Origin of the sequence: Streptomyces sp. GD-15H (assembly GCF_045291515.1) — a bacterium.
Taxonomy (GTDB): domain Bacteria; phylum Actinomycetota; class Actinomycetes; order Streptomycetales; family Streptomycetaceae; genus Streptomyces.
Genome location: NZ_CP149447.1, coordinates 1,878,415 through 1,890,296 on the forward strand (window position 1 = coordinate 1,878,415; position 11,882 = coordinate 1,890,296).

The 11,882-nt window shown below is 71.2% G+C and carries 10 protein-coding genes and 2 pseudogenes; 8 read left to right on the forward strand and 4 right to left on the reverse strand.

Features of this window, described 5'->3' with window-relative positions:
- Positions 1 to 11 precede the first annotated feature (11 nt).
- Both WJ438_RS08965 and WJ438_RS08970 read left to right on the forward strand, forming a co-directional pair.
- A complete protein-coding gene (locus WJ438_RS08965; protein ID WP_406724739.1) occupies positions 12 to 1,286 on the forward strand; it encodes a VWA domain-containing protein in 1,275 nt (424 codons plus the stop codon).
- Positions 1,286 to 2,115, forward strand: a pseudogene (locus WJ438_RS08970) (hypothetical protein). Before WJ438_RS08965 ends, WJ438_RS08970 begins: the two are co-directional and overlap by 1 nt.
- Before the next feature lie 92 nt (positions 2,116 to 2,207).
- Here WJ438_RS08970 and WJ438_RS08975 read toward each other — a convergent pair.
- Positions 2,208 to 2,834, reverse strand: coding sequence for a winged helix-turn-helix transcriptional regulator (locus tag WJ438_RS08975; protein ID WP_406724740.1), 627 nt, complete (start codon positions 2,832 to 2,834; stop codon positions 2,208 to 2,210).
- A gap of 91 nt (positions 2,835 to 2,925) precedes the next feature.
- Here WJ438_RS08975 and WJ438_RS08980 point away from each other — a divergent pair, with 91 nt between their 5' ends.
- The gene (locus tag WJ438_RS08980; RefSeq protein WP_406724741.1) at positions 2,926 to 4,134 is read left to right on the forward strand and encodes a pyridoxal phosphate-dependent aminotransferase; all 1,209 of its coding nucleotides are present in this window, start codon (positions 2,926 to 2,928) and stop codon (positions 4,132 to 4,134) included.
- A 130-nt stretch (positions 4,135 to 4,264) separates the two neighbouring features.
- On the opposite strand, the gene WJ438_RS08985 is transcribed toward WJ438_RS08980, so the two are convergent.
- Entirely contained in the window at positions 4,265 to 5,587 is a 1,323-nt protein-coding gene (locus WJ438_RS08985) for an MFS transporter (protein WP_406724742.1), read from the reverse strand.
- Between the two features lie 286 nt (positions 5,588 to 5,873).
- The gene (locus WJ438_RS08990; protein ID WP_406724743.1) at positions 5,874 to 6,665 is read right to left on the reverse strand and encodes an IclR family transcriptional regulator; all 792 of its coding nucleotides are present in this window, start codon (positions 6,663 to 6,665) and stop codon (positions 5,874 to 5,876) included.
- Positions 6,666 to 6,804: 139 nt separating this feature from the next.
- On the opposite strand from WJ438_RS08990, the gene WJ438_RS08995 reads away from it, so the two are divergent.
- Together WJ438_RS08995 and WJ438_RS09000 are read left to right on the forward strand one after the other, a co-directional pair.
- Complete coding sequence (locus WJ438_RS08995) at positions 6,805 to 7,437, forward strand: hypothetical protein (protein ID WP_406724744.1); 633 nt, start codon at positions 6,805 to 6,807, stop codon at positions 7,435 to 7,437.
- A gap of 58 nt (positions 7,438 to 7,495) precedes the next feature.
- Positions 7,496 to 7,918 carry an acyl-CoA thioesterase gene (locus tag WJ438_RS09000; protein WP_406724745.1) on the forward strand — a complete coding sequence of 141 codons (423 nt, stop codon included), beginning with the start codon at positions 7,496 to 7,498 and terminating at the stop codon, positions 7,916 to 7,918.
- 46 nt (positions 7,919 to 7,964) lie between these two features.
- Here WJ438_RS09000 and WJ438_RS09005 read toward each other — a convergent pair whose 3' ends face one another.
- Positions 7,965 to 8,366, reverse strand: coding sequence for a winged helix-turn-helix transcriptional regulator (locus WJ438_RS09005; RefSeq protein ID WP_406724746.1), 402 nt, complete (start codon positions 8,364 to 8,366; stop codon positions 7,965 to 7,967).
- A gap of 103 nt (positions 8,367 to 8,469) precedes the next feature.
- Between WJ438_RS09005 and WJ438_RS09010 the strand changes: the two genes are divergently transcribed.
- From WJ438_RS09010 to WJ438_RS09020, 3 genes and pseudogenes are all read left to right on the forward strand, one after another.
- Positions 8,470 to 10,116 carry an MFS transporter gene (locus tag WJ438_RS09010; RefSeq protein WP_406724747.1) on the forward strand — a complete coding sequence of 549 codons (1,647 nt, stop codon included), beginning with the start codon at positions 8,470 to 8,472 and terminating at the stop codon, positions 10,114 to 10,116.
- Positions 10,117 to 10,215: 99 nt separating this feature from the next.
- On the forward strand, positions 10,216 to 11,100 hold the full coding sequence (locus WJ438_RS09015) for a lysozyme (protein ID WP_406724748.1): 885 nt from the start codon (positions 10,216 to 10,218) through the stop codon (positions 11,098 to 11,100).
- A 118-nt stretch (positions 11,101 to 11,218) separates the two neighbouring features.
- Positions 11,219 to 11,876: pseudogene (locus WJ438_RS09020) on the forward strand (peptidoglycan recognition family protein).
- Positions 11,877 to 11,882: the final 6 nt, after the last annotated feature.

The window sequence follows — 11,882 nt, forward strand, 5'->3', positions numbered from 1 at the left end:
AGGATCCATCGATGATCAGAAGAAAATGGCCGGCAGCGGGAGTCGGTGTCCTGCTCGCCGCCCTGACGGCCGGGCTCGCCTTCCCGACCGCGGCGGTCGCCGGTGAACCCACGGGCCAGGACGCGCCCCAGGTCGACCTCGTCCTCGATGTGAGCGGTTCGATGCGGACCCGGGACATCGACGGCCAGTCCCGGATGGCGGCGGCGAAGCAGGCGTTCAACGAGGTGCTGGACGCGACGCCGGAGGAGGTCGAGCTGGGTATCCGGACCCTCGGCGCCGACTACCCCGGCGACGACCGCAAGGAGGGCTGCAAGGACACCGCGCAGCTCTACCCGGTCGGCCCGCTGGACCGTACGGAGGCCAAGACGGCGGTGGCCACGCTCACCCCGACCGGCTGGACCCCGATCGGCCCCGCCCTGTTGCAGGCGGCCGACGACTTCAAGGGCGGCAACGGCTCCAAGCGCATCGTGCTGATCAGCGACGGTGAGGACACCTGTGCCCCGCTCGACCCGTGCGAGGTGGCCCGGGAGATCGCGGCCAAGGGCATCGGCCTGACCATCGACACCCTGGGCCTGGTGCCGAACGCCAAGCTGAGCCGGCAACTCAGCTGCATCGCCGAGGCGACCGGCGGCACCTACACCTCGGTCGAGCACCAGGACGAACTCGCGGACCGGGTCAATGAGCTGGTGGAACGTGCGGCCGAACCGGTGGTGACGCCGGTCGCGACCGAGGGTGCCGCGTCCTGCGCGAAGGCGCCGACACTGGAGTCCGGTCTCTACACGGACCGCGAGGAGTTCGGGCAGCAGCGCTGGTACCGCGTGGACGTGCCGGCGGGCCAGGAGCTGCGCGCGTCGGTGAGCGTGGCGGCCGACCGGGCGGTGAACCCGGACTACGGCGTGCTGCTGCGGGCCGTCACGGTGCACGACCGGGAGATCGTCCGCGGTGAGGCCACGGGCAACGGCCGTACGGACGTCCTGTCCACCGGCCTCCGCTACCCGAAGCCCGAACGGGACGACGACGACAGCGACAAGCCGGCCGCCGAGACGGTATGCCTGGCGGTGACCAACTCGTTCTCGCCGGGCTCCGGTGTGAAGACCACGCCCGGCCTACCCCTGGAACTGACCATCGATGTCGTCGAGGGTCCGGGCGAGTCGAGCGACGTGGCCTCCTTCGGCCTGGGCCGGGGCTGGTGGCTGCTCGGCGCACTGGTCCTCACCGGCTTCCTCGCCGGTCTCGTCTGGGGCTGGCTGTCCCGTTGGCGGTTCGCGGTCTGGAGGACCCACTGATGCGTATCACCCGCTTGTGGGGCGCCGCCCTGCTCACGCTCGGACTGGCCGCGGCTGCCGTGGCCCCCGCGGCGGCCGATTCCAGCCCCTCCCCCACACGTCGGAGGACGCCGCCGGACCGACCCGCGCGGGCACCTCGTTCCGTACCGCGACGGAGTTCGAGCAGGGACAGACCGCCACGGCGCGTGCCTCCGTCGGCGACTACCTGTACTGGTCGTTCCCGGCGGACGCGGGGCAACGCCCCACCGTGCAGGTGACGGTGAAGCTGCCCGAGACGCACGCCGCCGAGACCTGGCGGGTCGACGTGTACGACGGTCTGCGCCGCCGCCAGGCCTGCCAGTACGGCGCCCAGACCCGCACGGCGCCGGCGGACGCGGCCTCCGTGGAGCTCGCCTGCGTGCTGCGCACGGTCCGCGCCTGGTCGGAGCCGTGGGCCAACGACCCGCTGCCGGGCACGTATTACATCCGGCTCACCGCGGTGAACCTCTCGGCGTCCGACCTGGGCCAGCCGGTGGACGTCGAAGTCCGGGTCGGCTCCAAGGACATGGGCGGCGCCGCGGCGGTGGACGGCTCACTCGCGGAGCCGCTGGTGCCGGGCATCGCGCTGCGGACGGAGGCGGACGGCGAAGGCGACGGGGACGGCGAGGAGAAAACACCCTCGGCCGTACTCGCCGCTCTCGAGCCCGAGGACGGCTGGACCTCCGGCTGGTGGTCCGACCGCTGGGTCTGGACCGCGGTGGGCGGCGCCCTGGCCTCGCTGGCGGGTGTCGCCGGCTACCGGTTGACCCGTGGGTCGGGACGGCCGTCCCGGGTACCGCCGGGCGCGTGACGGTCGGCATGTGACGATCAGCAGCGCGTGACGCCTGCTCAGGAGGCCCGCCTTGTGCGGGCCTCCTTTCGTTGCCGTCGCCGCCCTCCCCGTCACGCCTCGCGGAGCGCCTTGGCGAGCGTGCCGTCGCCGCCCACCTCGATCCGCCCGTCCCGCACCGCGTCGGCCAAGGCCAACTCGCCGCGGCCGATCGCCGTACAGGTGTCGGCGTCGAGGGCCAGGGTGGCGTCGGGCTCCCCGGGAGCGGGCCCGTCGCCGTAGACGGCCCCGTCCTCAGCTCCGACGTGCAGGTGGAACCGCCCCTCGTCCAGTTGGACTTCGACCAGCCCCTCACCCCCCAGGGCACGCAGCAGCGGCAGCGCGAACCAGTGCGCCCGTACCGCGTCGGTGGGCCGCCGCTCCCCCAGCACGCCCTGTCCCCACGTGCCGAGAGCCTGGAGCACCGGCAGCAGCTCGCGCCCTCGGGCGGTGAGTTCGTACACGGAGGCCGCGCCGGGCGGGGGCAGCCGCCGCCGGACGGTCAGCCCGTCGCGCTCCATGTCCTTCAGTCGCGAGGCCAGCACGTCCGTGCTGACGCCGGGGAGGTCCGCGTGCAGGTCGGTGTAGCGCCTCGGGCCGGCGAGCAGCTCCCGGACGATCAGCAGGGTCCAGCGGTCGCCGACGGCGTCGAGCGCGCGGGCGGCGGAACAGTACTGGTCGTAGCTTCGGCGAGGTGACATGCGACGCAGTGTAGACAAGTCGTTGGACTTTCCAAGCAGTCACTTGGTAAAACCAAGCAAGCAACACCGGATACCTGAGGGGAAGCGGCGCATGGAGTTCCGGCAGTCGAGCAAGCTCAGCGAGGTCTGTTACGAGATCCGCGGCCCGGTCATCGAGCACGCGAACGCCCTGGAGGAGGCGGGGCACAGTGTGCTGCGCCTGAACACCGGCAATCCGGCCCTGTTCGGCTTCGAGGCGCCGGAGGAGATCCTCCAGGACATGATCAGGATGCTGCCGCAGGCGCACGGCTACACCGACTCGCGGGGTGTCCTCTCCGCCCGCCGCGCGGTGGCCCAGCGCTACCAGACCCTGGGCCTCGAGGTCGACGTCGACGACGTCTTCCTCGGCAACGGCGTCTCCGAACTGGTCTCGATGGCCGTGCAGGCACTCCTGGAGGACGGCGACGAAGTCCTCATCCCCGCCCCGGACTTCCCCCTCTGGACGGCGGTGACCACCCTCGCGGGCGGCAAGGCGGTGCACTACCTGTGCGACGAACAGGCCGACTGGTACCCGGACCTGGACGACATGGCGTCGAAGATCACGGACCGTACGAAGGCCCTGGTCATCATCAATCCCAACAACCCCACCGGCGCGGTCTATCCGAAGGAGGTCGTCGAGGGCATCCTCGACCTGGCCCGTCGGCACGGTCTGATGGTCCTCGCCGACGAGATCTACGACCAGATCCTCTACGACGGCGCCGTGCACCACTCGGCCGCCGCGCTCGCCCCCGACCTGGTGGTCCTCACCTTCTGCGGGCTGTCGAAGACCTACCGCGTGGCGGGTTTCCGCTCCGGCTGGCTGGTGGTCACCGGCCCGAAGCAGCACGCCAGGAACTACCTGGAGGGCCTGACCATGCTGGCCTCCATGCGCCTGTGCGCCAACGCGCCCGCCCAGTACGCCATCCAGGCCGCGCTCGGCGGCCGCCAGTCCATCCGTGAACTGACCGCGCCGGGCGGACGCCTGCACGAGCAGCGGGACGTGGCCTGGCGCATGCTCAACGACATCCCCGGCGTGAGCTGTGTCAAGCCGAAGGGCGCCCTGTACGCCTTCCCGCGCATCGACCCGGCGGTGCACAAGATCCACGACGACGAGAAGTTCGTCCTCGACCTCCTCCTGCGGGAGAAGATCCAGGTGGTCCAGGGCACGGGCTTCAACTGGCCCTCCCCCGACCACTTCCGCATCCTCACCCTCCCCCACGCGGACGACCTGGAGGCAGCGATCGGCCGCATCGGCCGGTTCCTGGGCGGCTACCGTCAGTAACGGCCGGTCGGCCGCGTTCAGACCGTACACCGCTTCCTGTACGGGTCCGGCCGGGCCTGAGGCCGCCGCCGCGAAGCGCGATGCCCCGCCTCCTGCAGGAGGCGGGGCATCGCGCTTCGCGGCGGCGGCCTCAGGCCCGGCGGTTCGGGATGGCGAGGAGGGCCGCGGCACTCAGGGCGGCGGCTGCGGCGAAGACGTAGAAGACCGTGGTCGGGCCGAGAGAGGCCGTCAGGATCCAGCCGCCGAGCAGCGGCGCCACGATCGCGCCGCCGCGCCCGAAGCCCGAGACGTAGCCGAGTGCCGTGGCACGGATCGAGGCCGGGTAGCTGGACGCCACCCAGTCGTTGAGCACGGTCAGGGCCGAATGGGCACCGACACCGGCGAGCGCGGTCAGACAGAGGACGACGACGGTGTTGCCGCCCCACGACAGGCCGACGACGGCGACCGCGGAGAGCACCGCGCTGCCGATGGTGACGAAGCGCGGGCCGACCCGGTCGGCGACGGCGGCGATGGCGAACGAGCCGATCACGGCACCCAGATTGAGCACGAGCGTGAACTGCAGCGCCGAGCCGAGCGGGTAGTCCATCTCGCGCATCAGCTGGGTCAGCCAGGTGTTCAGGCCGTACCAGGCCAGGAGCACCGCGAAGTTGGCGACGACGAACAGCACAGTGGTGCGTGCGCGGCCGTCCGACAGCACGGAGCGGGCCGGCGAGGGGGTCTTCGCCTCGGCCGTCAGGCCGCCGGACTCGGGGCTGCCGACGGACGCCGTCGGGGGAGTGGCTTTGGGGTCGGGGACGTCGGCCGCTCCGGGCCGCGAGTCCGGCAGCAGGGCGTACGCGCCGACGAACACCAGCGTCGACAGTGCCGCGCCGACACCGAACAGGCCGCGCCAACCGAGGGACTCGCCCCACGTGGCGGCGGTGAGCGCGGCGAGCACACCGCCGACCGGAACGCCCGCGAGGACGACGGTCGCCACCAGCGCGGAGCGACCGCGCGGAGCGTACTCCTTCGCGAGGGCCACGCAGGACGGCATCACACCGCCCATGCCGATGCCGGCGAGCAACCGGAAGAGACCGAACTGCCAGGGCTCGGCGGCGACGGCACAGCCGACGGTGAACAGGGTGAAGACCACTCCCGACGCCAGCACGAGCCGACGCCTGCCGAGACGGTCGGCGAGTGGCCCACAGACGATGGCGCCGATGAGCATGCCCAGATAGACAAGGCTGCCGAGAGTTCCGGCAAGGGACTTGTCGAGGCCCAGATTCGAGTCGGCGAGCATCGACGGCATCGCCACGCCGTAGACGATGAGGTCGAACCCCTCGACCGTGATCGCCGCCGTACACAGGGCGACGACCGCACGGGTCAGGGCGCGGGTGCGCCGGTCCGTCGGGGCGGGAGCGGGGGCCCGGGCGGAAGCGGGAGCGGAGGCGGGAGCTTGAGCGTCGGTGGTCATGCGGCCACGTCCTGTCGTGGAGAGGTGGGGGGAGGGGAGCCGGGCAGGCCGCTGGACGGAGCACCGACACGGTGGGCGGCTCCGCAGACCCCGGTGTCCTTCCGGCGACGAGCGGATGACCCATCGGTGACCACATGAAAGCAGCCCTGTTACGCAGGGAGCAATAAAACTGCCCAGGAATTCCGCTCTGCGGTACAGAAGGGAGCACCCCTTTGCACCACGGGCCTGCCGCCGTACGATGCCCGTCCGCTTCGGCCGCGTGCGTACGGGGACACCGGCCGCCGACTCAGAGTGCCGCCTCCATGCGGCGCACGGCCTCTCCGAGCACAGCGGCCGCATCACTGAGGCGGGCGCGGGTGAAGCGCAGCGAAGGGGCCGAGGCGATCATCGCCGCCACGGCGCGGCCGCCCGGCTCCCGCACTGCGGCGCCCACGGCGGAGATACCGCGCTCGGTAACCCCGATATTGACGGCGTAGCCCCGCCTGCGGACGGTCGCGAGCGTGCGGTGCAGTGTCTCGGGGTCGGTGTCCGCCTGTGCCGTGCGCCGGGTGCCGTAGATGTCGGCGAGTTCGGAGACGCTCAGGTCGGCGAGCAGCGCCTTGCCTCCGGCGGAGAGGTGCGCGGGCAGATTCACGCCCACGCGGCTACCGACGCGCAGTGCGTGCGTTCCCTCGATGCTGTGCAGGATGCGCGCCTCGGCCCCGGCCCGGACCGCCAGGTGCACCGTCTCGCCGAGCTGTCCGTTGAGCCACAGCATGTGCGGCCGGGCGGTTTCCACGAGGTCGTACTCGGACCGCTGGGACATCCCCAGGCGGTAGAGCGTGGGGCCGGGCCGGTACACCTTGTCGGCGCCCTGCACCGCGAAGCCGCGGCCGCGCAGGGTGGAGAGCAGACGATGAGCCGTGGACCGGGCCACACCCAGCTCGTCGGCGGCCTCGCTCAGCCGCACACGCCCCTGCTTGCGGAGCAGGAGCAGCAGGGAGAGGGCGTTCTCCACGGATTCCAGGCCCTGCGCGGGCTTGCCGCCTGCACTCCGCGGTTCCGATCCGGGCTGCGACGTACGATCTGAATTCTCCACAGCGGAATTCTACGACCGGCTCATGGAACGGCACGCATCGCGCCGAGGCTCCGGGCGCCGGGGGTGTCAGTGCTCGGTCGTAGCCTTCGAAAGGATGGAAAAGGGATGGTCGGCCGGTCGGGGAGCGGGGGTGGCTGTGGTGACGAGAGCGTTGGGTGCGGGGCTGCGGCGGGTCATCGAGGGTGCCGATCTCGCGACCGGGCGCCTAAAGGGGACGGAGGCGCAGCTTGCCGCGCTGGTGAAGCGTGGGCTTGCCTTCCGGCATCCGCGGGCGCCGCGCCATCACTTCCTGACGCCTGCGGGGCATCGGATACGGGACGCGGAGGCGGAGCCCGAGCCGGTGGAGGCCGGGGCACCGGCGGCCACCGGGGTGTTCGCGGCGCGGGTCGGTGGTGAGGCCACGGCTTCCGGAACCGGGCCGGCTCGGCTCCGGGAGGTGCGCAGTGCCTGGCAGGGCATGCTGGAGCTGCGCAGGATGACCAACCCCGACGGTGCCACCGACCGGCCGTGCGGATGGGAGCGGGCTCATCTGGTGCAGGCCGCCGCGCTCGCCCTGGAGGCCGCCGGGTGCCGTCCCGCCGGGGAGGGCGCCGAAGGCGGCTACCGGGTGCGGGAGACGCCGCAGCCGGAGGCCGTCGCCGTGTACGAGGTGGACGGAGAGGCGCTGCGGGCCTGTGCGGCCACCCTGGAGGGGGCCGGCTGGCAGGTCGGGGAGCACACGGAGCCGAGGACGCGAACGCGGTATCTGCTGGCCTCTCCGCGCCGGGTGTGAGGGGCATGCCAAAATCGGTGGTCAGGGCAACGAAACGAGCAGGCGCGAAGGGGACGCAGTGAGCGAGCCGTTTTCCGTCCGGGTGACCGTGCGCGGATACGAGACCGATGTACAGGGCCACCTCAACCAGGCCGTGTACCTCAACTACGCGGAGCACGCGCGCTGGTCGCTGCTCCAGGAGGCCGGGATCACGCAGTCCGGTCTCATCGGGCAGGGTGTGGGACCGGTCGCCCTGGAGACCACCATCCGCTACAAGCGGGAGCTGCTCGCCGGTGACGAGGTCGACGTGAGCTGCGCCTTCACCTGGGGCACCGGCAAGACGTTCCGCATCGAGCAGATCATCACCAGGGCGGACGGCACGGTCGCGGCCGAGATCACGGCGGTCGGCGGCGTACTGGACCTCGAGGAGCGCAAGCTGGTGCCGAGCCCGCAGGACGTCTTCCGGGAACTGGCCAAGGACCCGGGCGTGTTCGGGCTGTAGGGCGGTCGTCGCGTCCGGACCGGGGCGAACGGCTCCCCCGGTGCGGCTACGCGCCGACGGGGTCGGGGTTGTGCTCCGTATCGTAGGCCGCCCGTGACTCGGCGATGTAGACCCGGTTGCGTTCGGCCCAGTCGGTCAGCCGCTGCAGCGTCTCGTGCAACTCGCGGGCCACCGGGGTGAGTGCGTACTCCACCTTCGGCGGCACCGTCGGATGGACGGTACGTGTGACCAGCCCGTCGCGCTCCAGGTTGCGCAGGGTGAGCGTCAGCATGCGGCGGCTGATGCCCTCGATGCCGCGCTCCAGTCCGGTGAACCGGATGGGTCCGTGCGCGGCTGCGACAAGGATCTGCACGCTCCATTTTCCGGCGACCCTGTCAAGAACTTCCCGCACCGGGCACGCGTGCGCGTTCACCACCTGCGGGGTAACAACGGTGTTCCTCCGGGACATCGAACTGCCTCCTTACCGCGGTCTCCCATGGTCACTGACGATGTACCCCGTTACAAGTCGTGCACCTTTGGAGCTCCGGACAGGAAGTGGAGGCCGCACCCCCATGTCGACCCCGATCAAGTCACCGGCGCCGGCGGCACCACGGCGAACGTCCTCCCGTGGGGCGTCACTCGTCGTCCTGTGCGTGGGGACGCTGATGACGATCCTGGACGGCACCGTCGTCACCGTCGCCCTGCCCGCCATACAGAACGACCTCGGCTTCAGCGCGCCGGGGCTCGCCTGGGTGGTCAACGCCTACCTCTTCCCGTTCGGCGGGCTCCTCCTGCTGGCCGGTCGGCTCGGCGACCTCGTGGGACGCAAGCGGATGTTCACCGCCGGGCTCGCCGTGTTCACCGCTGCCTCCGTCCTGTGCGGGGTGGCCACCGACCAGGGCATGCTGATCGCGGCGCGTGCCCTGCAGGGTGCAGGCGGGGCGATGACCTCGGCGGTGGTGCTGGGGATGCTGGTCGCGCTGTTCCCCGAGCCCCGGGAGCGGGCCCGGGCCATCGCGGTGTTCAGCGCGGTCGGTGCGGCGGGCGGGGCGCTCGGCACGTTCCTCGGCGGCGCGCTGACGCAGTGGTGGGGCTGGCACTGGATCTTCCTGATCAATCTTCCGATCGGCGTCGCCGCGCTGTTCGCCGCGGTCCGTGCGCTCGCTCCCGACCGCCGTGCCGCCGACGCGGGACTGGGCCGCGGCGCCGACCACCCGGGGGCGGTGCTGATCACCGGGGCACTGATGCTCACCGTCTACGTCGTCATCGGTACCGGCGAGCGGGACATCGGCGGCACCCTGCTGCTGTCCGTGCTCGCCCTCGCCCTGTTCGCGGCGTTCACGATCCGTCAGGCACGGGCCGCGCGCCCGCTGCTGCGGCTCAGGTTGCTCGGCTCAAGGATGCCGGCCGGCGCGAACGCGGTGCAGGTGCTGATGGTGGCGACGATGTACGGCTTCCAGTTCATCGGCGCGCTGTATCTTCAACGGGTTCTTGGATACGGCGAGTTGATCACCGGTCTGGCGTTCCTTCCGGCCCCGGTCGCGATCGGGGCGCTGATGCTGGGCCTGTCCGCGCGCACCATCGGCCGCTTCGGTGCGTACTGGGTGCTGCTGTCGGGGCTGGCGCTGATCGTCGCCGGGATGGCGCTGCTGAGCAGAGCGCCCGAGGGCGGTGTGTACGTCACGGACGTCCTGCCGCCCATGCTGCTGCTCGCCGCCGGGTTCGCGGCCGCGATGCCCGCGCTGACCGGGCTCGCCATGACGGGAGCGCGGGAGGAGGGCGTCGGAGTGGCATCCGGGTTGTTCAACACCACCCAGGTGGTGGGAGGTTCACTGGGGCTCGCGGTACTGTCGGTGCTCGCGGCGAGCCGCACGGACGGGCTGCTCGCGGGCGGTGCGGACGCGGTGCCGGCGACGGCGGAAGGGTACCGGCTGGCCTTCCGGGTGGCGACGGCGATCGCGGTGGCAGCGCTGGTGCTGGCAGCGGCGGTCCTCAAGGCTCGCCAGGCCGGCCCCCGCGCCGGACTCGGACTGAGGCTTGCCCACCGTCCACCACTTGGCCCTGCCCGGGTTTCCACAAGAACAAGCCGCAGTTTTCACGCCGTGAAAGTTTCTGCCACCGAACCCGCAAGGTCCCAGGCCACCCGAACCTCCAGTGGACCAGACCTCCAGAGGCGCCCGCGAGGGCTTTACACGCGTAGACCCCACATGCCTAACTAATGACGCGCGCACGTCAAATCACGGAACAGCACGGTTCTGCCCAGGTGGCACCGGCCGACGTCACCTCCTCTCCTCCCCACATGCGTACCGGAGGCAGTCATGTTCTCGTTCCCCAGCCGCTCGACCGGCACCCGCAGACGGACGACCACGGCGCTCGGCGTCCTCGTCGCGGCTCTCGCGCTGACCGCGACCACCGTCTCCAGTGCCGCCGCCGCGCCCCAACCCGACAAGGACCGCGTCAAGGTCAAGCCGGGCCAGGCGTACATGGGCGTGGGCGCCCAGGTCCACGGCGACGTCCCGGCCGAAGAGCCGTCGATGGGCATCATGGCTCCGACCGACGGCGTCCAGGGCATCGACGTCTCGCACTGGCAGGGCGCCATCAACTGGACCTCGGTGCGCAACTCCGGGATCCAGTTCGCCTGGATGAAGGCGACCGAGGGCACCAGCTACAAGGACCCGAGTTTCAACACCAACTACCCGGCCGCGTACTACGCCGGTGTGATCCGCGGCGCGTATCACTTCGCGCGCCCCAACGTCTCCAGCGGTGCGACCCAGGCCAACTACTTCGTCAACAGCGGCGGGGGCTGGTCACGCGACAACATGACCCTGCCGGGCGTCCTGGACATCGAGCACAACCCCTACGGGGCCATGTGCTACGGCCTGTCCACCACCCAGATGCGCACCTGGATCAACGACTTCTACAACACCTACAAGTCCCGCACCGGCCGGGACGCGGTGATCTACACGACGGCCGGCTGGTGGAACACCTGCACCGGCAACTGGACCGGCATGTACTCCAAGAGCCCGCTGTGGGTGGCGCACTGGACCTCGGCATCGTCCCCGACCATCCCCAGCGGTTTCCCCACCTGGACGGTCTGGCAGTACACGAGCACCGGCTCGGTCAGCGGCGTCTCCGGCAACGTGGACCGCAACCAGTTCAACGGTTCGCGCGACCGGCTCCTGGCCCTCGCCAACAACACGTGACGGTATAGGCGCGAGCGCCTTCCGAGACTTCCCCAGCACGCGATCACGCGGTGGAGCCGGCGGCCGGACGGCCGCCGGCTCACCGCCCCCCACCCTCCCCCTCCTTCGAGGAGTGATCGTGAATCCCGAGAACGCCCTCCGGCGCCGCCTGCTGCTCGCCGGGGCGGCCGGCCTGGTCGCCGCCACCGCCCTGCCCGGCACCGCCGGCGCGCAGAGCGCCGAAGCCGTCGAACCGGACATCGACACCACCGGAGTCTGGGGCGCCCGTTCCCCCCAGGGGAACATCCGCCTCCTCCGGTACCGGCCGAGCAGGATCATCGTTCATCACACAGTGAGCGCCAACACCTCCGACTCCTCCCGTGCCCAGGCCCACTCCCACGCCCACTGGGTCCAGGACCTGCACATGGACAAGAACGGGTGGGCCGACACCGGCTACCACTTCCTGGTCAGCCGGGGCGGCTGGATCACCGAGGGCCTGGCACGGCAGCCTGAAGGGCCTCACCGGCGGGACCACCTTCCCCCTCGGCACCCACACCGCCGGGCAGAACAACTACGCCATCGGCATCGCCAACGAGGGCGCGTACCACGACGGCGCGGTTCCGCCCCAGGCCCAGTGGGAGGTCCTGGTGACCCTCTGCGCCTATGTGTGCGACCGGTACGGCATCCCCACCCCGCAGATCTACGGCCACAAGGACTACGGCGACACCCTCTGCCCGGGGGTGTTCCACGACATGCTGCCCCGGTTGCGCGACGAGGTCGGAGCGGCTCGGGCGTAGTTTCCA

Excerpts from the sequence above, each read along its gene's own strand:
- WJ438_RS08965 (WP_406724739.1), top strand. The coding sequence starts at position 12 with ATGATCAGAAGAAAATGGCCGGCAGCGGGAGTCGGTGTCCTGCTCGCC.
- WJ438_RS08975 (WP_406724740.1), bottom strand. The coding sequence starts at position 2,834 with ATGTCACCTCGCCGAAGCTACGACCAGTACTGTTCCGCCGCCCGCGCG.
- WJ438_RS08980 (WP_406724741.1), top strand. The coding sequence starts at position 2,926 with ATGGAGTTCCGGCAGTCGAGCAAGCTCAGCGAGGTCTGTTACGAGATC.
- WJ438_RS08985 (WP_406724742.1), bottom strand. The coding sequence starts at position 5,587 with ATGACCACCGACGCTCAAGCTCCCGCCTCCGCTCCCGCTTCCGCCCGG.
- WJ438_RS09005 (WP_406724746.1), bottom strand. The coding sequence starts at position 8,366 with ATGTCCCGGAGGAACACCGTTGTTACCCCGCAGGTGGTGAACGCGCAC.
- WJ438_RS09010 (WP_406724747.1), top strand. The coding sequence starts at position 8,470 with ATGTCGACCCCGATCAAGTCACCGGCGCCGGCGGCACCACGGCGAACG.
- WJ438_RS09015 (WP_406724748.1), top strand. The coding sequence starts at position 10,216 with ATGTTCTCGTTCCCCAGCCGCTCGACCGGCACCCGCAGACGGACGACC.